Here is a 20,220-nt window from a genome sequence, read left to right on the forward strand (position 1 = left end):
CCCCCCCCCCCCCCCTGGGGGCGGGCGGCCCCCCCCCCCCCCCCCCCGCCACATTGGGTGCGCTGGACGCAACCAACGCCACATTGGGGCGTTTTAGTCCTGCGGGACCCAGTTCGGCTTGCGCTTCTGGGCGAAGGCCAGGATGCCCTCCTGGCCTTCCTCACTGGCGAAGAACTTCGCGGACAGGCCGAGCATCTCCTCGAAGCCCTCCGAAGGCGTCGAAGGGCGGGGACGGCTGAGCAGCGCCTTCGTCTCGGCCAGCGCCTTCGGTCCGCCCGCCGCGAGTGCCTTGACGTACCGGGCGACCTCGCCGTCGAGGTCGTCGGACGCCGAGTTCAGCAGGCCGATCTCCACCGCGCGGCGCGCGTCGAACGTGTCGCCGGTCAGGAACAGCTCGTGGGCCGCGCGCGGGTTCAACCGCGGGAGGACCGTCAGGGAGATTACCGCCGGGACCACGCCGATGCGGACCTCCGAAAACGCGAACGTCGCTTCCGGGACCGCCACCGCGATGTCGCACGCCGCCACCATGCCGATGCCGCCGGCGCGGGCGGGGCCGGCCAGGCGGGCGACCACCGGCTTCGGGCTGGCCCACAGCTGCTCGAGGATGCGGGGGAACTCGTTCACGCCCTGGTCGCCCGCGCCGGCGCCGCGGGCCTCCTTCAGGTCCATCCCCGCGCAGAACACCGGCCCGGTGTGGGTCAGCACGATCACGCGCACGGCGTCGTCGGCGGCCGCGTTGGCCAGCGAATCCGAGAGTTCGCGGCGCAGCTGCGCCGACAGCGCGTTGCGGTTGTGCGGGGAGTCCAGGGTGATCGTGGCGGTGCCGCCCACCACGTCGTAGTGCACCAGTTCGTCAGCCATGCCCGACACCCTTGCACATCCGCCCCGCGCGGCCGGTGTTACGCAGGCCACCCTGCGGTGGGACCCGCAGGGTGGCCCGCCGCTCAGCCGATGGTCGTCGTGGTGAAGACCGGGCTCGGGTTGGGGAAGCAGGCGGTCGGGGCGGTGAGGTCGCCGATGATGGTGCTCGCCACCGCCTTGAACGTCAGGCCGGGGTCGCGGTAGCTGGTGCCGCCCAGCCTGGTTTCGATGGTGCCCGACTGGCCCGCGGTCAGGTGCGCGGTCACGGTGGGCAGCTCGAACGTGGCGCCGCCGGCGATCGGGCCGGGGAAGCTCAAGGTGGCGACGCCGTTCGCGACGGAGAGGGCCGGCGGGGTCGGGCCGAGGCCGGAACCGCCGGTGAGGTCCGCGCCGACGTAGGACGAGTTCGCCGGGATGGGGATCTTGAGCGCGAAGGTGTTGATGTTCTTCACCTTGTTCCCGCTGACCTCGCCGGGCACGGTGTTCGGCGCCGGATCGATGACGACGTCGAACGCGGCCCCGGGCGCCACCGTCGGCGGGGCCGTCACGTCGGCGACCTGGTCCAGCGCGACCTTCTGCGGTCCGATGATCGGGGCATCGGCCTGGCAGTCGAAGGTGACGGTGGTGGCCGCCGACGCGGGGGCGGCGAGGGCGATCGGGAGCACCGCGGCCGCGGTCAGCGCGGCGAACTGGGAGAAATGAAGAGCTTTCATCTGTATCCACCTACCTGCGGTTTCACGAGGGGAGGAAGGAAAGCTGCGCAGCCGTTCAGATAGTTACCGGCAAGTTAAGTACCACGTCAAGGATTCACCGTTCCCATGCGCCCAGGGTTGCGACGAATGTGAATGAGACTCACCTTTCGGCGGTGTCGCCGGCCTGAAACTCAGGCGTACTGCCGGAGCAGGCCGCTGACGGCGGTGGCGTACCGCGCCACAACGACGTCCGCGACCCGCGGGTCGTCCGCCAGCGGTTCCGCGATGAACGCGTCCGCGTCTGCTTCGCGGGCCAGCCGCGCGATCCGGTCCGGGAGCAGGCCCGGCGCCAGGAACCAGGACGCCACCACCAGGTGACGCACCCCGCGGGCCCGCAGCCGGGCCGCGGCCGCCGGGATGTCGGGCTGGGTGGCGCTCGCGAACGCCTCGCTCACCGGGAGCCCGAGCCGTTCCTCCCACTGCGCGGCCAGCGAAGCGACGACGGCGTTGGCGGGCGCGTTCGACGAGCCGACCGCGCTGACCAGCACTCCCGTTCCGCGGCGGCGGGGCGTGGCCGTCAGCCGGTCGAGGGCGACGGCCTGCAGGGCGGGGTCGGCGCCGAGCACGTCGGACGTGCGCACGACGAAGCCCGGGCAGGACGCCGTCACCGAGTCGATCAGCGCCGGCAGGTCGACCCGGGCGTGGAACGCGCTGCCCAGCAGCAGCGGCACCACGACCGCCGTCCGGTGGCCGGCCGCGTACAACGATCGCAGGACGTCCGTCACGAGCGGTGCCGACAAGTCCAGGAAGGACTCGTATACCGCGACGCCCGGTGCCTGCGCGCGCACGACGTCGACGAGCGCCCGCACGGTCGCCGCCGAGCGGGGGTCACGGCTGCCGTGCGCGACGGCGACCAGGGGAGGCGTCACGAGAAGCGCTCACCCACCAGCCCCGCGGCGAGGGTGTCGCCGTCCTTCGGGTCGATCACCAGGAACGCGCCGGTGCGCGGGCTGACGCCGTAGTCGTCGACGCCGAGCTCCTGCGCCAGCCGGAGTGTGACGCTGCCGATGTCGTTGAGTTCCAGCGACGCCGGCGAGTCCACACTGGACAGTGTCTGCTCGTCGAAGCGGGCGTGCAACTCGTCCACCAGCGCCTGCACCGTGCGGGTGCCGTGCTTGACCAGCACGCGCGCGCCCGGCTTGAGCGGCTTGGCCGACAGCCAGCAGAGTGTGCCGGTGATCTCGTCGGTGACCCGCGGCGGCGCGTCCGCGGCCGCGATCAGGTCGCCGCGGGAGATGTCGATGTCGTCGGCCAGCAGCAGTGTCACCGACGTGCCCGCGCCGGCTTCTTCGAGCGGGCCGTCCGCGGTGTCGATCCGCTCGACGCGGCTGCGGATGCCTTGGGGCAGCACGACGATCTCGTCGCCGGGACGCACCGTGCCCGCGGCGATCTGGCCCGCGTAGCCGCGGTAGTCCGGGTATTCGGCGGTGCGCGGGCGGATCACGTACTGCACCGGGAACCGCAGCGCCGAGTCGTGCGGGTCGGGCGCGACCGGCACCTCCTCCAGGTGCTCCAGCAGGCTGGGGCCGGAGTACCACGGCGTCCGCTCCGAGCGGGTCGCGACGTTGTCGCCTTCCAGCGCCGACACCGGGATCGCGAGCACGGAACCCTGCTCGTAGCCGAGCGAGTGAGCGTGCGAGGCGAACTCCTTCGCGATCACCGTGAAGGTCGCCTCGTCGTAGCCGACCAGGTCGATCTTGTTCACCGCCAGCACCAGCTGCGGCACGCCGAGCAGGGCCAGCACGGCCGCGTGCCGCCGGGTCTGCTCGAGCACGCCCTTGCGCGCGTCGACCAGCAGCACGGCCAGCTGCGCGGTGGACGCGCCGGTCACCGTGTTGCGCGTGTACTGCACGTGCCCCGGCGTGTCGGCGAGCACGAACGACCGCCTCGGCGTGGCGAAGTAGCGGTAGGCGACGTCGATGGTGATGCCCTGCTCGCGCTCCGAGCGCAGGCCGTCCACCAGCAGGGACAGGTCCGGTGTGGACAGTCCCTTGTCGACGGACGCGCGGGTGACGGCGTCGAGCTGGTCGGCGAGCACCGACTTCGTGTCGTACAGCAGCCGGCCGACGAGCGTCGACTTGCCGTCGTCGACGCTCCCCGCGGTGGCCAGTCGAAGCAGCGAACTCATCAGAAGTACCCCTCACGCTTGCGGTCTTCCATGGCCGCCTCGGACATCCGGTCGTCGGCGCGGGTCGCGCCGCGCTCGGTGAGCCGCGAGGCCGACACCTCGGCGATGACCTCTTCGACGGTGGCCGCGGTGGATTCGATCGCGCCGGTGCACGAGCCGTCGCCGACGGTCCGGTAGCGCACGGTCATTTCCCGGACCTCTTCGCCCGGCCGCGGGCCACCCCACGGGCCTTCGGCCAGCAGCATCCCGTCGCGCAGGTACACCTCGCGCTGGTGCGCGTAGTAGATCGACGGGAGCTCCACCTTCTCGCGGGCGATGTAGTTCCAGACGTCGGCCTCGGTCCAGTTGGACAGCGGGAAGACGCGGACCTGCTCGCCCGGGCGGTGCCTGCCGTTGTAGAGGTTCCACAGCTCGGGCCGCTGGCGCCGCGGCTCCCACTGGCCGAAGGCGTTGCGGAGGCTGAAGATCCGCTCCTTCGCGCGGGCACGCTCTTCGTCACGGCGACCGCCGCCGAAGACGGCGTCGAACTTGTTCTCCGCGATGGTGTCGAGCAGCGGCGTGGTCTGCAGCGGGTTGCGCATCCCGTCGGCGCGCTCTTCCAGGCGTCCGTCGTCGATCCAGTCCTGCACCTTCGCGACGACCAGGCGCAGGCCGTGGCGCTCGACAACGCGGTCGCGGAACTCGATGACCTCGTCGAAGTTGTGCCCGGTGTCCACGTGCAGCAGCGGGAACGGGACCGGCGCCGGCCAGAACGCCTTGATCGCCAGGTGCAGCAGCAGGGTCGAGTCCTTGCCGCCGGAGAACAGGATCACCGGACGGTCGAACTCGCCGGCTACCTCCCGGAAGATGTGGATGGCCTCGGACTCCAAAGCGGCGAGGTTGTCCTGAGCCGCGTCGGTGGCAGGTTCCAGTGTTGTCATGCGTCCCTCGGTGTCTGACATCAGCCGTGCAGTCCGCACTCGGTCTTGCTCTGCCCCGCCCACCGGCCGCTGCGCGGGTCCTGACCCGGCGCCACGCGAGCCGTGCAGGGCGCGCAGCCGATCGACAGGTAGCCGATCGACACCAGCGGGTTCTCGAGGATCCCGTGCTCGCGGATGTAGCCGTTGAACTCCTCGTCGGTCCACGCCGCGATCGGGTTGACCTTCACCAGGCCGTTGCGGTCGTCCCAGGTGACGATCGGGGTGTTCGCGCGGGTCGGCGCGTCCACGCGGCGGACGCCGGTGACCCACGCCGAGTACTTCGCCAGCGTCTTGCGCAGCGGCACGACCTTGCGCAGGTTGCAGCACATCGTGGCGTCGCGTTCGTGCAGCCGCGCGCCGTACTCCGCGTCCTGCTCGGCGACGCTCTGCTCGGCCTGGGCGTTGACGATCTTCACCCCGGGGTAGACCGTCTGCACGGCGTCGCGCGTGCCGATCGTCTCCGGGAAGTGGTAGCCGGTCTCCAGGAAGAGAACGTCCACATCGGACTTGACCTTCGTGGCGAGGTCGATCAGCACCGCGTCCTGCATGTTGGACGCGACGATGAAGTCGTCGCCGAACGTCTCGACGGTCCAGCGGAGCGCTTCTTCGGCGGTGGCGTCGGCGAGCTCCCGCGAAGCGCGCTCGGCGAGGGTCTTGTAGTCGGCGGTGGCGGTCATCGGGAAACCTCCGGAAGGGACAGGCCGAGGAACTTGACCGAGAAAACCCGGCGACAGGCGGAACACAGCCAGCCTGCCGGCCCCTCGCCCACCACCGCCCTCAGCGGAGGCGCTTCGCGCCGCGGTGTTGTTTGAGGGTCTTCCGGCCGGAGGTCCTCGTCGCCGCAATAAGGGCAGTAGAACGGTGCCGCACGCTCATCGGAAGTCACTGGAGGGCACTTTCCTCGGCGCGCGCGGCCCACTGCGGGAACCGTTCGCCCGGCCCGCGCCCGGTGACGTAGGCGCGCACGACCCGCTCGACGTAGCCGGTCAGCTCGCCCGAAGTCACCTTGTGCCCGCGCAGTTTCCGGCCGAACCCGGCGTCGAGGCCGAGGCCGCCGCCGAGGTGCACCTGGAAGCCTTCGACCTGGTTGCCGTCGGCGTCGGTGACGATCTGGCCCTTGAGACCGATGTCCGCGGTCTGGATCCGCGCGCACGAGTTGGGGCAGCCGTTGAGGTGCACGGTGACCGGCGTGTCGAGGCCGTCCTGGAGGTCGGCGAGGGACTTCTCGAGGTCCGCGACGAGCTGCTGCGCACGGGCCTTCGTCTCGACGATGGCGAGCTTGCAGAACTCCAGCCCGGTGCAGGCCATCACGCCGCGCCGCCACGGCGACGGTTTCGTCTCCAGCCCCAGCTCGGCCAGCTCGGCCGAAAGCGCGGCGACCTGGGCCTCGGGGACGTCGAGCACGACGACCTTCTGCTGCGGGGTGAGCCGCACCCGGCCCGACCCGGCCCGCTCGGCGGCCTTGGCGACGGCGACGAGCGTGCCGCCCGACGACCGGCCGGCGATCGGGGCGGCGCCGACGTAGAACTTGCCGTCGACCTGCGGGTGCACGCCGACGTGGTCGATCGGGACGGCCGGGTCCACCGGCGGCGGGCCGTCGATCAGCTCGCGCTTGAGGTACTCGTCCTGCAGCACCTGCCGGAACTTCTCCGCACCCCAGTCCTTGACGAGGAACTTGAGCCGGGCCCGCGAGCGCAGCCGCCGGTAGCCGTAGTCGCGGAAGATCGAGATGACGCCTTCCCAGACGTCCGGGACCTCGTCCAGCGGCACCCAGGCGCCGAGGCGCTGCCCGAGCATCGGGTTGGTGGACAGGCCCCCGCCGACCCAGACGTCGAAGCCGGGCCCGTGCTCCGGGTGGTCCACGCCGACGAAAGCGACGTCGTGGATCTCGTGCGCCACATCGGGCTGACCGGAGATCGCGGTCTTGAACTTGCGCGGCAGGTTGGCGAACTCCGGCTTGCCGATGTAGCGGCGCTTGATCTCGTCCAGCGCCGGGGTGCCGTCGATCACCTCGTCCGCCGAGATGCCGGCGACCGGCGAGCCGAGCATGACGCGCGGGCTGTCGCCGCAGGCCTCTATCGTCGTCATGCCGGCGTTCTCGAGCTTGGCCCAGATCTTCGGCACGTCTTCGATCCGGATCCAGTGGTACTGGATGTTCTGCCGGTCGGTGATGTCGGCCGTGTCCCGCGCGTACTGCTGCGAGATCTCGCCGAGCACGGTGAGCTGGCCGGTGGTCAGCGCGCCGCCATCGAGCCGGACCCGCAGCATGAAGTAGCGGTCGTCGAGCTCTTCGGGCTCCAGTGTCGCCGTGCGGCCGCCGTCGATCCCCGGCTTGCGCTGGGTGTAGAGGCCGAACCAGCGGAACCGGCCGCGCAGGTCGCCCGGGTCGATCGCGTCGAACCCGCGGTGGGCGTAGATGTTCTCGATGCGCGCCCGCACGTTGAGGGGGTGGTCGTCCTTCTTGGACCGCTCGTTCGGGTTCAGCGGCTCCCGGTAACCGAGCGCCCACTGCCCTTCGCCGCGCTTCTGCTTGGCACGCGCGGGGCGGGCGGGGGTTTGGGGCGTGGCCATGGCGGCGTCCTCCGAGAGGCTTTCGTGGCAGCGGAGGACACCGGCTCGCGGGTTTCCTCCGGCGCCGGCTGTCCGAAATTCGTGGCAGGTGGTGGCGACGGCAGTCAGCGAACGGGTACGCAGAGGGCGCTGGCGACCCGCAGCAGGTCGACGTGGCGGCGGGCCACGAGGAGAACACCGGCATGAGTCACGGCGTCAGCGTGCCACGCGTCCACAATGTGGTCCAGGCCTGCCCGGATGGTGGGAGAAGGGTCACTCACCTGCGGAAATCGTGTCAACCGCCTTGTGTAGCCACTCTTGCGAGACCAGACCACTACATGTAAAGTACTTCAGGTACAGTGCTTTGCAGAGAGGAATTTGGGGATGCAGGTCAAGGGTTTCGGGGCGGGTTTCCTGGTGGACGACGTCGCGGCGACCACCCGCTTCTACGCGGACGTCATCGGCCTGCCGGTCACCGTCGAGCTCGACTGGTTCGGCAGCGTCAACGCGGGCGCGCCGGGGTACGAGATCAGCTTCGTGCAGCGCGGACACGAGTCGGTGCCGCCGGCCTACCGCGCACAGGAGACGGCGGGGCTGATGTTCGGGCTCGTCGTCGAAGACGCTCGTGCCGAGGCGAAGCGGCTGGAAGAGGCGGGTGTGCAGCTGGTGACCCCGGTCGTCGACGAGGTCTACGGGCAGCGGCACTTCTACGTCGCGGACCCGAACGGCGTGCTGCTCGACGTGATCGAGATGATCCCGGTCGACCCGGACTGGGCGGCGGCCAACCTCCCGGTGTCGTAACGGGTGTTAACCCGATCGGCCTCCCGCCGCGACCGAGCGTGGCGGGGTGGACAATCCAGGGGTGCCCGAGCTGCGTCCCGACCCCGCCACCCCGATCGACCCCGTGTTGCCGGAAAGCGCGCTGAAGGGCCTCGGCAGCAGAGCGTTCGGGGTGTACGTGCACGTCCCGTTCTGCGCGACGCGCTGCGGGTACTGCGACTTCAACACCTACACCGCGGGTGAGCTCGACAGCAGTTCGTCGCCGCAGTCCTGGCTCGAAGGGCTGCGGCGCGAGCTGGAGCTCGCCGCGCGCGTGCTCGTCGTGCCGCCCGCCGCCGACACCGTGTTCGTCGGCGGCGGCACGCCGTCGCTGCTCGGCGCCGACGGCCTGCGCTCGGTGCTCGACGCCGTCCGCGACGTCTTCGGGCTCGCGCCCGGCGCCGAGGTGACGACGGAGTCGAACCCGGAGTCGACGTCGCCGGAGTTCTTCGCCGGGATCCGGGAGGCCGGTTACACCCGCGTGTCGCTGGGCATGCAGTCGGCCGCGCAGCACGTGCTGAAGATCCTCGACCGCGTGCACACCCCGGGCCGTCCGGGGAAGGCCGCCGCCGAGGCGCGCGCAGCCGGGTTCGAGCACGTGAACCTCGACGTGATCTACGGCACGCCGGGGGAGCGCGCCGACGACCTGCGCGCGACGCTCGACGCCGTGCTGGCCGCCGGCGTCGACCACGTCTCGGCCTACGCGCTGATCGTCGAGGAGGGCACGGCGCTGGCCCGCCGCGTGCGCCGCGGCGAACTGCCCGCACCGGATGACGACGTGCTGGCGGCGGACTACGAGATGATCGACGCCACGCTGTCGGCGGCCGGGCTGCGCTGGTACGAGGTGTCGAACTGGGCGGCCTCCGACGCGGCCCGCTGCCGCCACAACCTCGGCTACTGGCGGGGCGATGACTGGTGGGGCGCCGGTCCGGGCGCGCACAGCCACGTCGGCGGGGTGCGCTGGTGGAACGTCAAGCACCCGGCGCGGTACGCCGCGCTGCTGGCCGAGGGGGCCTCGCCCGCGGGCGGGTTCGAGGTGCTCACCGACGACGACCAGCACCTCGAGCGGATCATGCTCGAACTCCGCGTTGCCGAAGGGCTGCCGCTCGACGTGCTCGACGAGCCCGGGCTCGCCGAAGCGCGCGCGGCCGCGGCCGAGGGGCTGCTCGATCCGTCCGCTTTGGACTCGCGGGGCCGCGCGGTGCTCACCGACCGCGGGCGGCTCCTGGCCGACGGGGTGGTCCGGCGCCTCGCGGGCTGACGGGAATGAAAACTGGGGACCTTGTCGTTGCTTGTATTGAGCAACGACTTTTGGAGGCCCCATGGCGCGCGCGATCAGGTTCGACGAGTACGGCGACGTGGAGGTTCTCCGGGTCGAGGACGTGCCGCGGCCGGCGCCGGGACCGGGTCAGGTGCTGGTCGAAGTGCGCGCCGCCGGGATCAACCCGGGCGAGGCGTCCATCCGGCGGGGGTTCCTGCACGACCGCTTCCCCGCGACGTTCCCCTCCGGCCAGGGCAGCGACTTCGCGGGGGTTGTCGCTTCGCTGGGCGAAGGCGTCGAGGAGATCGCCGTCGGCGACGAGGTGATCGGTTTCGTCGACACCCGATCGAGCCACGCGGAATTCGTCGTGGCGGAGGCGGCGCACCTCACGCCGCGGCCCGACGGGGTGCCGTGGGAGGTCGCCGGTTCGCTGTTCGTCGCCGGGACCACCGCGTACGCCGCGGTCGGCGCGGTGTGCCCGCGTGAAGGGGAGACCGTCGTCGTTTCGGGCGCGGCCGGCGGGGTGGGCTCGCTCGCGGTGCAGCTGGCGAAGCTGGCCGGTGCGACGGTGATCGGGCTCGCCGGCGAGGCGAACCACGAGTGGCTGCGCGAGCTCGGCGTCATCCCGGTTTCCTACGGTGAAGGCGTCCTCGAGCGCATCCGGGAAGCCGCTCCGGAAGGCGTGCACGCCTTCGTCGACACCTTCGGCTCCGGCTACGTGGAACTGGCCCTGCACCTGGGCATCCACCCGGGGCGGATCAACACGATCATCGACTTCGCGGCGGCGGGGAAGTACAACGTGAAGGCCGACGGCAACTCGGCCGCGGCGTCGGCCGACGTGCTGCGCGAGCTGGGTCTGCTGCTGGACAAGGGATTGCTGGAGCTGCCGATCGCCCGCGTGTACCCGCTGGAGGAGGTCCGGGACGCCTACCGCGAACTGGAGCAGCGGCACACGCGCGGCAAGATCGTGCTGCGGCCCTAGTTCCCGGCCGCGATGACCTTGAGGCCGGCGATGTAGGTGTCGAGGGCGAACTCCAGGCGTTCGGTCGCCGTCTCTGCCGAGAAGAACTCGCCGATCTGCAGCATGTTCGGGAACGACTCGGCGGGGAGCGACCGCATGTACGCCACCATCTGCTCGCCGCGTTCGGTGACTTCGGCCTGGTCGATCTCGCCCCAGGTCCAGCTGCTCGCTTCGTAGGCGTACGCCTTGGCGTAGAGCGCCAGGGCGTCGCCCGCGAAGGTCGCCTGCTTGAGGGTCAGCCCGCCCGCGCGCAGCAGGGCCAGCATCGCCTCGCCGTGCCGCAGTGAACTGGGTGTGACCGGCACGGCGACGTCCCACGCGATGCGGGCGATGCCGGGGTGCGCGACGAGCACCCGGATCTGGCCGCGGATGAGCTCCCTCACCTGCTCGTCCCAGTGTTCCGGGTCCGGCTCCGGGACCGGGGCGTCGGCGAGCACGGCGTCGAGCATCAGCTCCGCCAGTTCGTCCTTGTTCGACACGTGCGCGTAGAGCGATGCGGGCCCGGTTTCCAGTGCTTGGGCGATCCGCCGCATGGTGACCGCGTCGAAGCCCTCGTCGGCCAGGATCACCAGCGCCGCTTTCACGATCGAGGCTTGGGAGAGAGCGGGTTTCGCGGCGCGGCGGCGGGGGGCGCTGCGCCACGGCGGCGGGGGAACGGTCACCCGAACACTGTACTTGACGCGAACGACGTTCGAGAGTAGAACGGTGTTCGTAAGACGAACAGCGTTCGAACCAGGGGGGACCTCATGACCACCGCTGAAGCCGACGTCCGTGCTGTGCTCGGCCGGCTCACCGACGCGTGGAACGCCGGCGATGCCGTCGCCTACGCCCGGCTCTTCACCGAGGACGCGGACTACGTGACCTTCTTTGGCCTGAACTTCCCCGGCCGGGAGGCGATCGAGAGTTCGCACCAGGCCCTGTTCGAGGGGCCGCTGAAGGGCTCGAAGCTGACCGGGCAGCTCGGCGCGTCGGCGAAGGTGCGGTTCATCCGCCCGGACGTCGCCGTGGTTGTCGTCGGGGGCGGCTCGTCGCTGACCGGGGCGGAGGTCGGCGACGAAGGGCGCGAGTCGACCGTTTCCTTCGTGCTCGTCCAGGAGGGAGGCGAATGGCTGATCACGGCGTTCCAGAACACCCGCGTCTCGGATCCGCGCGGGTGAAAACGCTTGCGGAGACGTCAGGGGTCGTGGCGCGGCCGCCGGGGGAGGTGTTCGAACGGCTGCGGCGCCGGCTCGCCGGAGGGGCGTACCCGATGCGGATGGAGGCCGATCGTGCACGGGGGTTCCTCGCGGTCCAGGGCGGCTGGTGGTACCGCGGGGAGTACCGCGTCACGGCCGATCCCGCGGGGGCGCGGGTGGAGCACCGGGTGGTGAACGCGGCTTCGTGGGGCCGGTGGGGTGTGCCGCTGGCAAATAAGTTCTTTGTCGGATTTCGGAAGGAGGTGACTGCCGGGTTTGCGGGATTGCTCGCCGAACTGGGTACACCTGAGTAGCCCCGCGTCGTTTTCGGCGCGTAGGGTGAGTTAGGTAAGCCTTAGCGATGGTTGGAGTGGCCGATGGCTGAAGCACCCCGGCGGACCGGACGTCCCGCGGCGCGGCTGCGGGTGCTGCGCACCGAACGGCTGACCCCGCACATGATCCGGATCGTCGCGGGTGGCGAAGGCATCACCGGGTTCACGCCGAACGACTTCACCGACGCCTACGTGAAGGTGCTGTTCAAGGTGCCCGGCGTCGAGTACCCGGAGCCGTTCGACGTCCAGGAGTGCCGGGCGACGATGCCGCGGGAGCACTGGCCGCGGCAGCGCTCCTACACGGTCCGGGCGTTCGACCCGCAGGCCGGCGAGCTCGTCCTCGACTTCGTCCACCACGGCGACGAGGGCATCGCGGGCCCGTGGGCGGCCTCGGCCCAGCCGGGCGACGAGCTGCTGGTGCTGGGCCCCGGTGGCGCGTACGCGCCGGGCACCGAAGCGGACTGGCACCTGCTGGCCGGGGACGAAAGCGCGTTGCCGGCCATCGCGTCGTCGCTCGAAGCGCTCCCGGCCGGCGTGTCGGCGCACGCGGTGATCCTCGTCGAGAACGCGGACGAAGAGCAGCCGCTGGTCACCAAGGCGGACGCGCAGATCACCTGGCTGCACCGGGCGTCCGGCGGCGACGTCGCTTCCGCGGTGCGCGAGCTGCCGTGGCGCGAGGGCGTCGTCCAGGCGTTCGTCCACGGCGAAGCCGGGTTCGTGCGCGAGCTGCGGCGGTACCTGCTCGACGAGCGCGGGGTGCGGCGCGAGCTGCTGTCGGTCTCGGGTTACTGGCGGTACGGCAAGAACGACGAAGCCTGGCGGGAGGAGAAGGCGGCCGAGCGGGCGCGGGAGAAGAACTGATCCGGCCCAAAGCAGGCCGACCCGCGCGTAACCGTTGCTGCGAAGTCGTTCGGCCGTGACGGTGGTCGGCTGGTACCGGTCGGCGCAGTAACCTCGTCGCATGGCGGATTTCGAGGTGGACGTCGACCCGGCCGAGGCCGGCTTCGACGCGGCGCGGCTGTCCCGGATCGATGCGCATTTCGACCGGTATGTCGAGAATGGACAGTTGCCGGGCTGGCTCGCGGTGGTGAGCAGGCACGGCCGGATCGTCCACCTGGGCCGCGGCGGGCACCGGGACGTCGAGGCGCAGCTGCCGGTCGAGACCGACACGCTGTGGCGCATCTTCTCGATGACCAAGCCGATCACCTCGGTCGCGGCGATGATGCTCGCCGAAGAGGGCCTGCTGGAGCTGGACGACCCGATCTCGCGGTGGCTGCCGGAGTTCGCTTCGCCGCGGGTGTACGTCAAGGGGTCGGCGCTGTCGCCGTCGACCGAGCCCGCCACTTCGCCGATCCGCGTCTGGCACCTGCTGACGCACACGGCGGGCCTGACGTACGGCTTCCACCACGGCCACCCGGTGGACGCGATCTACCGCGTGGCGGGGTTCGAGTGGGGCACACCGCCGGGGCTCGACCTGGCTGCTTGTACGGAGAAGTGGGCGTCGCTGCCGCTGTTGTTCCAGCCCGGCGCGGAGTGGAACTACTCGGTGGCGACGGACGTGCTCGGCCGGGTCGTCGAGGTGGTGTCCGGTCTCCCGCTGGACGAGTTCTTCGCTTCGCGGATCTTCTCGCCGTTGGGCATGACGGACACGGGATTCGTGGCTCCGTCCCCATCGCGCTTGGCGGCGATGTACGTGTCGGCGTCCGGCCGCGCGGTCCGCAACGACGCATTCGGCCGCCTCGGCACTGTCCGCCCGGACTGCTTGTCCGGAGGCGGCGGCCTGGTGTCCTCGGCCCGCGACTACTGGCGTTTCACCGAGATGCTGCTACGCGGCGGCGCCCTGGACGACGTGCGGTTGCTGTCCCCGCGAACGGTGGCCCTGATGGCGAGTAACCACCTGCCGGGCCGCGTGGACCTGGAGGCGTTCGGCCGCCCGTTGTTCGCGGAGATGCCCTTCGACGGCCACGGTTTCGGACTGGGCTTCTCGGTACTGGAGGACCCGGTGAAGGCCCGCACGTTGTCATCGGCGGGCGAGTTCGCCTGGGGCGGAGCGGCGTCGACGGCGTTCTGGGTGGATCCGGACGAGGACTTGACCGTGGGGTTCTACACGCAGCTGCTCCCATCGAGCACCTACCGCCTGCGCCCCCAGCTGCGCCAGCTGGTCTACCAGGCCTTGGTGGACTGAGCGGCCGCGACGGGTTCGGCCACTTGCACCTGCCCGGCGGTGAGGTACCTCGCCACCGTGCCGCGCAGACAGCCGCGCAATCGGCTTCCGGTTGTTGTCATCAGGAGAACACCAAAGTAGGTCTTTGGTGCTGCGCGAGGCGCTGGAAGCCGTCCGGCAAGAAGCCGGGGGCGATGCGTTCCGCTGATCGCCCCGTGCCGCGTACGTTGGCAGCACACGGTTTCCGGGGAGGGGCGGCCATGCGGCGGATCGGGATCGTCGGAGCGGGGCAAGCGGGATTGGTCCTCGCCATCGGATTGCGGCAAAAGGGCTACGACGTCACGGTGTTCGCCGAGCGCCCCGCCGATGAAGTGCAAGCGGGCCGGCTCATCTCCAACCAGTGCCTGTTCGCCCCGGCGCTGCAGCGCGAGCGCGAACTCGGCATCAACTTCTGGGACGACGAGGCCCCGCCGATCCGCGAAGTCGCCTTCGCCGCCGCCGGTGAGGGCAGCGAGCCGTCGATGGCCTGGCGCGTGGGGCTCGACCGGCCGGCCCAGTCGGTCGACCAGCGCGTGAAGGTGTCGGACTGGATGGCCGAGTTCGAACGCCTCGGCGGCGAACTGCGCCTCCGCCGGATCGTCCCGGCCGAGCTCGACGAGTGCGCCCGCGAGTTCGAGCTGCTCGTGGTGGCCGCCGGCCGCGGGCCGCAGTTCGACGCGCTCTTCCCGCGCGACGACGAGCGTTCGCCCTACCGCGAACCGCAGCGCGCGATCGGCATCCTGTACGTCGACGGGAAGCTGGACGCGGTTCCCGGGCTGACGTTCGGGATGTCCCCGACCGGGGAGTTCTTCCTGCTGCCGGTGCTTTCGGTGCACGGACCGGCGCACGGCATCGGCTTCTTCGGCGTGCCCGGCGGCCCGCTCGACGTCTGGGACAGTGTCGCCGACGTCGAGCAGCACTACGAGACGGCGCGGAGGCTGCTGCGCACGCAATACCCGTGGCAAGCCGCGCTCCTCGACGACGCCCGCCCGGTGGCGCCCACCGAACTGCTGCACGGCCGGATCACGCCGATCGTCCGGCACCCGGTGGGCACCCTGCCGTCCGGGGCGAAGGTCCTCGCGATGGGCGACACCGCGGTGACCAACGACCCGGTCGGCGGCCAGGGCGCCAACCTGGCCGCCCGCGCGGCCCGGGCGTACCAGGAGGCGATCGTCGACCGCGGTGACCGGCCGTTCGACGAGGAGTTCATGCACGCCGCCTTCGCCCGCTACTGGCACCACGCCCGCCCCGCGACGCGGTTCAACAACGACCTCCTGGCCCCGCCGCCGGAGCACGTCCTGGCCACTTTGGCCGCCGGCCAGCGTGAACCGCGGGTGGCGCACCGGTTTGCGCACCTCTTCGAGGATCCGGCCGATTACGAGGGTTGGCTCGACGATCCCGAGGCGGCGTGGCGGTACCTTCAGTCCGGGGCGCAGAGCGTGCCCGGGGCAGGAACGGCGCCGACGGTGAAATAGCGGTCCAGCCACGCGTCAACGCATGCGCTCTTGCCGCGGGAACCGTGGCCGTACGTGTCCAGGCTCAGCAAGCGCGCGTTGGCGAGCAGGCGCTCGGTTCGTTGCGCGCCGGCGTACGGGGTCTCCAGGTCGCCCTGGCGGTTGGCCAGCAGCAAGATCGGGGCCGTTGGGCGGTTCCACGGTCCCGCGTAGCGGCCCGTGTCCGAGACCTCCCACGTGGCGCACGGCAGCGTCTTGTAGACGTCGTACGGGCCGAAACCTCGCCCGATCTGGTCGGCGCGCTGGGCGAAGTCCCACCAGACGGCCGGATCACGCGGGTTCTCCGCATCCGAACACAGTGTTGCGCCGCCGCCCAGCATGGAGTCGATGTCCGGGGGGCCGGCCGGAGATGCCGGAGCGGGAGAAGCCGGGTCGGCCAAGGCCTGGAGGAACGCCGTGAGCAGAGGCGCAGACTCGGCGTCGGTCAGGTAGCTGTGGATGCGGGCGATTGCGCTCTGGTAGGTGACCGTCACCGGGCGTCCGGTCGTGTCCGTCACCGTGATCGGGCCGGTCGCCAAGCGGTCGAGAATGGCGGAATAGTCGAAGGTGCAGCGGGCCGCGCAAGCGTCCAGAAAGGACTGCAGGGCCCGTGGGCCGTCTTCGAAGCCGCGCAGGCGGTAGCTCATCGGGGCCGTGCCCGTCGACCAGCGCACCGGGTCGTCGACCGCGTCCAGTGCCAGCGCGCCCACCCGGGCGGGGAACAGGTTCGCGTACGTTTCGCCGAGGTACGTGCCGTACGACTTCCCGTAGTACCGCAGTTTCGGCTCGCCGAACGCCGCGCGCAGCCGGTCGAGGTCGCGGGCGATCGTGCCCGTCGACAAGTGGTTCGCCAGGGGGCCCGCGTTCTGCTCGCACAAGCCGGTGACCGTGCGCGTGTCCGCGATCTGCTGCTGCTCGGCCGCACGGGTCAGCGGGAACGTGCCGAGGGCTCGTTGCAGCACTTCGAGCTGTGATGGATCGGTGAAGCAGTGGATCTTCGCACTGGCGCCGACGCCGCGTGGGTCGAATCCGACGATGTCGTAGCGAGCGTGCAAGGAGGGCGTCAACGCCGGGGCGAACCGGCCGGACGAACCCGGGCCGCCCGGGTTGTAGAAGATGGTGCCCAGCTTGCGGGCCTGGTCGGTGGCCGGCAGCCGGGCGACCGCCAGCCGCACCGTGCCCGCCGAACTGTCCTGATAGGACAGTGGGACGTCGAGGTGGCCGCAGTCGTAACCGGCCTGGCAAGAGGCTTCCCAGACGATTCCGGCGGGGCTCGCCGCGGCCGCGGGGGCGAGGGCGCCCACCGCGAGCGCGGCGGCCCCCAGAGCCGTCGCAGTGCGGAGTTTCCGAGAGGTCATGGAAGCGACCTTCCCGTCCCGGACCCGGTGGGTGCGATGGGGTGAACCACCGAATCCGGGGTGGGGTAAACCTCAGCTCGATCAGGTGGTGAGCTTCGGGATGATCTGCGATCCGTAGGACGCCAGCGTCGCCTCCCGGTCGTCGTGCATCAGGTACAGCGAGAACTGGTCCACGCCCAGCTCCGCCAGTTCCTGCAGGCGGGAGAGGTGCGCGGACGGCGGGCCCAGCAGGCAGAACCGGTCGACGATCTCGTCCGGGACGAACTCCGTCGACGGGTTGCCCGCCTTGCCGTGGTGGCTGTAGTCGTAACCCTCGCGCTCGCGGATGTAGTCGGTCAGCTCGCGGGGCACCGCGCCCGACGAGCCGTAGCGCGCGACCAGGTCCGCGACGTGGTTGCCGACCATCCCGCCGAACCACCGCAGCTGTTCGCGCTGGTGCGGGAGGTCGTCGCCGACGTACGCCGGTGCCGCGACGCAGATCGTGATGCCGGCCGGGTCGCGGCCGGCGGCGCGGGCCGCGTCGCGGACCGCGCCGATCGTCCAGCGGGCGATCGCCGGGTCGGCGCACTGCAGGATGAAGCCGTCGGCGTGCTCGCCGACCGTCTGCAGCGCCTTCGGCCCGTACCCGGCCATCCACATCTCGAGCTGCCCGTTGGTGACCCACGGGAGCTGCACGGTCTTGTCGTTCATCGTCACCGCGCGGCCTTCGGCCAGGTCCTTGACCACGCGCATGCAGTCGCGCACGGTGGCCAAAGTGGACGGTGGCTTGCCGACCACCCGGTGCGCGGAGTCGCCGCGGCCGATGCCGCAGACCGTGCGGTTGCCGTACATGTCGTTCAGCGTGGCGAACGTCGACGCCATCACCGACCAGTCCCGCGTCCCGGGGCTGGTCACCATCGGTCCCACGACCAGTGACGACGTCGCGGCCAGCGCGGCCGAATAGATGACGAACGGTTCCTGCCACAGCACGCAGGAGTCGAACGTCCAGCCGTAGCGGAACCCGCAGGCCTCGGCGTCCTTCATCAGCCGCACGACGTCACGCGCGGGCGGGTCGGTCTGCAGCACGATCCCGAAGTCCATCCTCCTCCTTCCTCCCCTCCACCACCCTCAACGGAGTGGCTTCGCCACGCTGTGCTGACTTAGTTCAGGTACTGGTTCAGCGAGCGGGACAGGAACCTGCCGTGCGACGTCGAACCCGAGAAACCGGAAGGCGACACGACAACGCGCCCACGAGACAGCACCGTGTGCACGCGACCGGTGATTTCGAACCCCTCGTACGCCGAGTAGTCGACGTTCATGTGGTGCGTCGAAGCCGACAGTGTCTGCGTCGCCGAAGGGTCGTAGATCACGATGTCCGCGTCCGAACCCGCCGCGATGACTCCCTTCCTCGGGTACAGCCCGAACATCCGCGCCGGTGTCGCCGAGCACGTCTCCACCCACCGGCCGAGGGTTAGCCGGCCGGCAACGACGCCTTGGTGCAGCAGGTCCATCCGGTGCTCGACGCCCGGCATCCCGTTCGGGATGGCCCGGAAGTCGCCGCGGCCCAGTTCCTTCTGGTCCTTGAAGCAGAACGGGCAGTGGTCGGTGGACACCACGGACAGGTCGTTCGTCCGCAGTCCGCGCCACAGGTCGGCCTGGTGCGACTTCTCGCGCAACGGCGGCGAAGCCACGTACTTGGCGCCTTCGAAGTCCGGCTTCGCCAAGTCCTCGATGGAGAGGTACAGGTACTGCGGGCACGTTTCCGCGAAGACGTTCTGCCCCTCGTTGCGCGCTTCCGCCACGGCCGCAAGCGCTTGCGACGCCGAAAGGTGCACGATGTACAGCGGTGAACCGGTCACCTTCGCGAGCTGGATCGCCCGCGACGTCGCTTCTCCTTCCAGTTCCGGTGGACGCGTCAGGCCGTGCTGGACCGGGTCGATGTTCCCGGCCTCGAAAGCCTGCGCGGCCAGCTGGTCGATCGCGATGCCGTTTTCGGCGTGCATCATGATCGTAGCGCCGATTTCCCGCGCTTTCTGCATGGCCAGCAGGATTTCCCCGTCCGTGGAGTAGAAAACCCCCGGGTACGCCATGAACATCTTGAAGCTGCCGACACCGCCGTCGATGCAGGCTTCCATCTCCTTCAGCGACTGGTCGTTGACGTCGGAGACGATCATGTGGAAGCCGTAGTCGATGGCGCAGTTGCCGTCCGCCTTGGCGTGCCACTTGTCCAGTGTGGACAGCAGGGACGTGCCCTTGGCCTGCACGGCGAAGTCGATGATCGTGGTGGTGCCGCCCCACGCGGCCGCCGTGGTCCCGGTCGAGAACGTGTCGACCGAGTGCGTGCCGCCGAACGGCATCTCCATGTGCGTGTGGGCGTCGATGCCACCGGGCAGCACGTACTTCCCGGTGGCGTCGATCGTCTCGTCGCCGGTCAGCGTCCCGGGCGCCCCGACGGCGGCGATGGTTTCGCCGTCGACGAGGACGTCCGCCAGGAGAGCGCCCGACGGCGAGACGACTTGGCCACCACTGATGAGCGTGGTCATCAGGCCTCCGCGAGGGGGCCGTAGGTGTCCGGGCGGCGGTCGCGGTAGAACGCCCACTGGTTGCGGACGTCGTCGAGCAACCCCAGGTCGAGGTCGCGCACGACGACCTCGTCGTCGGTGTCGGACGCGGCGTCGCCGACGAGCTGCCCGCGCGGGTCGACGAAGTACGTCTGTCCGTAGAAGTCGTTGTCGCCCAGCGGTTCCACGCCAACGCGGTTGATCGCGCCGACGAAGTACTCGTTCGCCACCGCGGCCGCCGGCTGCTCCAGCCGCCACAGGTACTGCGACAGGTTGCGGCTGGTCGCCGACGGGTTGAACACGATCTTCGCTCCGGCGAGGCCGAGCGCGCGCCAGCCCTCGGGGAAGTGCCGCTCGTAGCAGATGTAGACGCCGATGCGGCCCACCGCCGTGTCGAACACCGGGTAGCCGAGGTTGCCGGGCCGGAAGTAGAACTTCTCCCAGAACCCCTTGACCTGCGGGATGTGGTTCTTGCGGTACTTGCCGAGGTAGGTGCCGTCGGCGTCGATCACCGCGGCGGTGTTGTAGTAGACGCCGGGCTGCTCGACCTCGTACATCGGCACGATCAGCACGATGCCGTGGCGCTGGGCCACCTCCTGCATGAGCTGGGTCGTCGGGCCGTCGGGGATGGCCTCGGTGTAGGAGTAGTAGTCGGTGTCCTGCACCTGGCAGAAGTACGGCCCGTAGAACAGTTCCTGGAGGCAGACGACCTGGGCGCCCTGCGAAGCGGCGGTGGCGATGTGATCGACCGCCGCCTTGATCATGGAC

At 70.4% G+C, this 20,220-nt stretch carries 21 protein-coding genes; 7 read left to right on the top strand and 14 right to left on the bottom strand.

Annotation, left to right across the window (positions count from 1 at the left end):
- Positions 1-93: 93 nt before the first annotated feature.
- The 9 genes from Q5425_RS24870 to Q5425_RS45795 form a co-directional block, all read right to left on the bottom strand.
- Positions 94-861, bottom strand: coding sequence for an enoyl-CoA hydratase family protein (locus tag Q5425_RS24870; RefSeq protein WP_308674702.1), 768 nt, complete (start codon positions 859-861; stop codon positions 94-96).
- Between the two features lie 83 nt (positions 862-944).
- Positions 945-1,574, bottom strand: a complete 630-nt coding sequence (locus tag Q5425_RS24875) for a cyclase (protein WP_308674703.1) — start codon at positions 1,572-1,574, stop codon at positions 945-947.
- 170 nt (positions 1,575-1,744) lie between these two features.
- On the bottom strand, positions 1,745-2,482 hold the full coding sequence (locus Q5425_RS24880; RefSeq protein WP_308674704.1) for a sirohydrochlorin chelatase: 738 nt from the start codon (positions 2,480-2,482) through the stop codon (positions 1,745-1,747).
- Positions 2,479-3,741, bottom strand: coding sequence for a GTP-binding protein (locus Q5425_RS24885; protein ID WP_308674705.1), 1,263 nt, complete (start codon positions 3,739-3,741; stop codon positions 2,479-2,481). The genes Q5425_RS24880 and Q5425_RS24885 overlap by 4 nt, the downstream gene beginning before the upstream one ends.
- Complete coding sequence (gene cysD, locus Q5425_RS24890; RefSeq protein ID WP_308674706.1) at positions 3,741-4,661, bottom strand: sulfate adenylyltransferase subunit CysD; 921 nt, start codon at positions 4,659-4,661, stop codon at positions 3,741-3,743. Before cysD ends, Q5425_RS24885 begins: the two co-directional genes overlap by 1 nt.
- Positions 4,662-4,681: 20 nt before the next feature.
- Positions 4,682-5,377 carry a phosphoadenylyl-sulfate reductase gene (locus Q5425_RS24895; protein ID WP_308674707.1) on the bottom strand — a complete coding sequence of 232 codons (696 nt, stop codon included), beginning with the start codon at positions 5,375-5,377 and terminating at the stop codon, positions 4,682-4,684.
- The gene (locus Q5425_RS24900; RefSeq protein ID WP_308674708.1) at positions 5,374-5,586 is read right to left on the bottom strand and encodes an Insertion element protein; all 213 of its coding nucleotides are present in this window, start codon (positions 5,584-5,586) and stop codon (positions 5,374-5,376) included. Before Q5425_RS24900 ends, Q5425_RS24895 begins: the two co-directional genes overlap by 4 nt.
- On the bottom strand, positions 5,583-7,271 hold the full coding sequence (locus Q5425_RS24905) for a nitrite/sulfite reductase (protein WP_308674709.1): 1,689 nt from the start codon (positions 7,269-7,271) through the stop codon (positions 5,583-5,585). Before Q5425_RS24905 ends, Q5425_RS24900 begins: the two co-directional genes overlap by 4 nt.
- A gap of 104 nt (positions 7,272-7,375) precedes the next feature.
- On the bottom strand, positions 7,376-7,585 hold the full coding sequence (locus Q5425_RS45795) for a putative leader peptide (protein ID WP_396135229.1): 210 nt from the start codon (positions 7,583-7,585) through the stop codon (positions 7,376-7,378).
- Positions 7,586-7,634: 49 nt separating this feature from the next.
- On the opposite strand from Q5425_RS45795, the gene Q5425_RS24910 reads away from it, so the two are divergent.
- The 3 genes from Q5425_RS24910 to Q5425_RS24920 all read left to right on the top strand — a co-directional run bounded on the left by Q5425_RS24910 (position 7,635) and on the right by Q5425_RS24920 (position 10,312).
- Entirely contained in the window at positions 7,635-8,051 is a 417-nt protein-coding gene (locus tag Q5425_RS24910) for a VOC family protein (protein ID WP_308674710.1), read from the top strand.
- 46 nt (positions 8,052-8,097) lie between these two features.
- Entirely contained in the window at positions 8,098-9,330 is a 1,233-nt protein-coding gene (gene hemW / locus Q5425_RS24915) for a radical SAM family heme chaperone HemW (protein WP_396135230.1), read from the top strand.
- 61 nt (positions 9,331-9,391) lie between these two features.
- Positions 9,392-10,312, top strand: a complete 921-nt coding sequence (locus Q5425_RS24920; RefSeq protein ID WP_308674712.1) for an NADP-dependent oxidoreductase — start codon at positions 9,392-9,394, stop codon at positions 10,310-10,312.
- Here the strand turns inward: Q5425_RS24920 and Q5425_RS24925 are convergent.
- On the bottom strand, positions 10,309-11,013 hold the full coding sequence (locus Q5425_RS24925; protein WP_308674713.1) for a TetR/AcrR family transcriptional regulator: 705 nt from the start codon (positions 11,011-11,013) through the stop codon (positions 10,309-10,311). The genes Q5425_RS24920 and Q5425_RS24925 overlap by 4 nt on opposite strands.
- Positions 11,014-11,097: 84 nt before the next feature.
- Between Q5425_RS24925 and Q5425_RS24930 the strand changes: the two genes are divergently transcribed.
- The 4 genes from Q5425_RS24930 to Q5425_RS24945 all read left to right on the top strand — a co-directional run bounded on the left by Q5425_RS24930 (position 11,098) and on the right by Q5425_RS24945 (position 15,536).
- Complete coding sequence (locus tag Q5425_RS24930) at positions 11,098-11,508, top strand: SgcJ/EcaC family oxidoreductase (RefSeq protein ID WP_308674714.1); 411 nt, start codon at positions 11,098-11,100, stop codon at positions 11,506-11,508.
- 395 nt (positions 11,509-11,903) lie between these two features.
- Positions 11,904-12,719 (top strand): siderophore-interacting protein, encoded by an 816-nt coding sequence (locus tag Q5425_RS24935; protein WP_308674715.1) that lies wholly within the window; start codon positions 11,904-11,906, stop codon positions 12,717-12,719.
- A 100-nt stretch (positions 12,720-12,819) separates the two neighbouring features.
- Positions 12,820-14,043 (top strand): serine hydrolase domain-containing protein, encoded by a 1,224-nt coding sequence (locus tag Q5425_RS24940; RefSeq protein WP_308674716.1) that lies wholly within the window; start codon positions 12,820-12,822, stop codon positions 14,041-14,043.
- A 239-nt stretch (positions 14,044-14,282) separates the two neighbouring features.
- The gene (locus tag Q5425_RS24945; protein WP_308674717.1) at positions 14,283-15,536 is read left to right on the top strand and encodes a styrene monooxygenase/indole monooxygenase family protein; all 1,254 of its coding nucleotides are present in this window, start codon (positions 14,283-14,285) and stop codon (positions 15,534-15,536) included.
- On the opposite strand, the gene Q5425_RS24950 is transcribed toward Q5425_RS24945, so the two are convergent.
- From Q5425_RS24950 to Q5425_RS24965, 4 genes are all read right to left on the bottom strand, one after another.
- On the bottom strand, positions 15,482-16,912 hold the full coding sequence (locus tag Q5425_RS24950; protein WP_308674718.1) for an alpha/beta fold hydrolase: 1,431 nt from the start codon (positions 16,910-16,912) through the stop codon (positions 15,482-15,484). The genes Q5425_RS24945 and Q5425_RS24950 overlap by 55 nt on opposite strands.
- Positions 16,913-16,993: 81 nt before the next feature.
- Positions 16,994-17,992, bottom strand: coding sequence for a TIGR03842 family LLM class F420-dependent oxidoreductase (locus Q5425_RS24955; RefSeq protein ID WP_308674719.1), 999 nt, complete (start codon positions 17,990-17,992; stop codon positions 16,994-16,996).
- A 59-nt stretch (positions 17,993-18,051) separates the two neighbouring features.
- Positions 18,052-19,434 carry a dihydropyrimidinase gene (gene hydA / locus Q5425_RS24960; RefSeq protein ID WP_308674720.1) on the bottom strand — a complete coding sequence of 461 codons (1,383 nt, stop codon included), beginning with the start codon at positions 19,432-19,434 and terminating at the stop codon, positions 18,052-18,054.
- Positions 19,434-20,216, bottom strand: a complete 783-nt coding sequence (locus tag Q5425_RS24965; protein WP_308674741.1) for a nitrilase-related carbon-nitrogen hydrolase — start codon at positions 20,214-20,216, stop codon at positions 19,434-19,436. The genes hydA and Q5425_RS24965 overlap by 1 nt, the downstream gene beginning before the upstream one ends.
- Positions 20,217-20,220: the final 4 nt, after the last annotated feature.

The organism is Amycolatopsis sp. A133 (genome assembly GCF_031082405.1).
Lineage (GTDB): Bacteria > Actinomycetota > Actinomycetes > Mycobacteriales > Pseudonocardiaceae > Amycolatopsis.

Bases quoted from the DNA above. Each gene is read 5' to 3' on its own strand.
- Q5425_RS24920 (WP_308674712.1), top strand. From the start codon at position 9,392: ATGGCGCGCGCGATCAGGTTCGACGAGTACGGCGACGTGGAGGTTCTC.
- hydA (WP_308674720.1), bottom strand. From the start codon at position 19,434: ATGACCACGCTCATCAGTGGTGGCCAAGTCGTCTCGCCGTCGGGCGCT.
- Q5425_RS24955 (WP_308674719.1), bottom strand. From the start codon at position 17,992: ATGGACTTCGGGATCGTGCTGCAGACCGACCCGCCCGCGCGTGACGTC.
- Q5425_RS24875 (WP_308674703.1), bottom strand. From the start codon at position 1,574: ATGAAAGCTCTTCATTTCTCCCAGTTCGCCGCGCTGACCGCGGCCGCG.
- Q5425_RS24930 (WP_308674714.1), top strand. From the start codon at position 11,098: ATGACCACCGCTGAAGCCGACGTCCGTGCTGTGCTCGGCCGGCTCACC.
- Q5425_RS24870 (WP_308674702.1), bottom strand. From the start codon at position 861: ATGGCTGACGAACTGGTGCACTACGACGTGGTGGGCGGCACCGCCACG.
- Q5425_RS24895 (WP_308674707.1), bottom strand. From the start codon at position 5,377: ATGACCGCCACCGCCGACTACAAGACCCTCGCCGAGCGCGCTTCGCGG.
- Q5425_RS24965 (WP_308674741.1), bottom strand. From the start codon at position 20,216: ATGATCAAGGCGGCGGTCGATCACATCGCCACCGCCGCTTCGCAGGGC.
- Q5425_RS24905 (WP_308674709.1), bottom strand. From the start codon at position 7,271: ATGGCCACGCCCCAAACCCCCGCCCGCCCCGCGCGTGCCAAGCAGAAG.
- cysD (WP_308674706.1), bottom strand. From the start codon at position 4,661: ATGACAACACTGGAACCTGCCACCGACGCGGCTCAGGACAACCTCGCC.
- Q5425_RS24945 (WP_308674717.1), top strand. From the start codon at position 14,283: ATGCGGCGGATCGGGATCGTCGGAGCGGGGCAAGCGGGATTGGTCCTC.
- Q5425_RS24935 (WP_308674715.1), top strand. From the start codon at position 11,904: ATGGCTGAAGCACCCCGGCGGACCGGACGTCCCGCGGCGCGGCTGCGG.
- Q5425_RS24910 (WP_308674710.1), top strand. From the start codon at position 7,635: ATGCAGGTCAAGGGTTTCGGGGCGGGTTTCCTGGTGGACGACGTCGCG.
- Q5425_RS24885 (WP_308674705.1), bottom strand. From the start codon at position 3,741: ATGAGTTCGCTGCTTCGACTGGCCACCGCGGGGAGCGTCGACGACGGC.
- Q5425_RS24950 (WP_308674718.1), bottom strand. From the start codon at position 16,912: ATGACCTCTCGGAAACTCCGCACTGCGACGGCTCTGGGGGCCGCCGCG.
- Q5425_RS24940 (WP_308674716.1), top strand. From the start codon at position 12,820: ATGGCGGATTTCGAGGTGGACGTCGACCCGGCCGAGGCCGGCTTCGAC.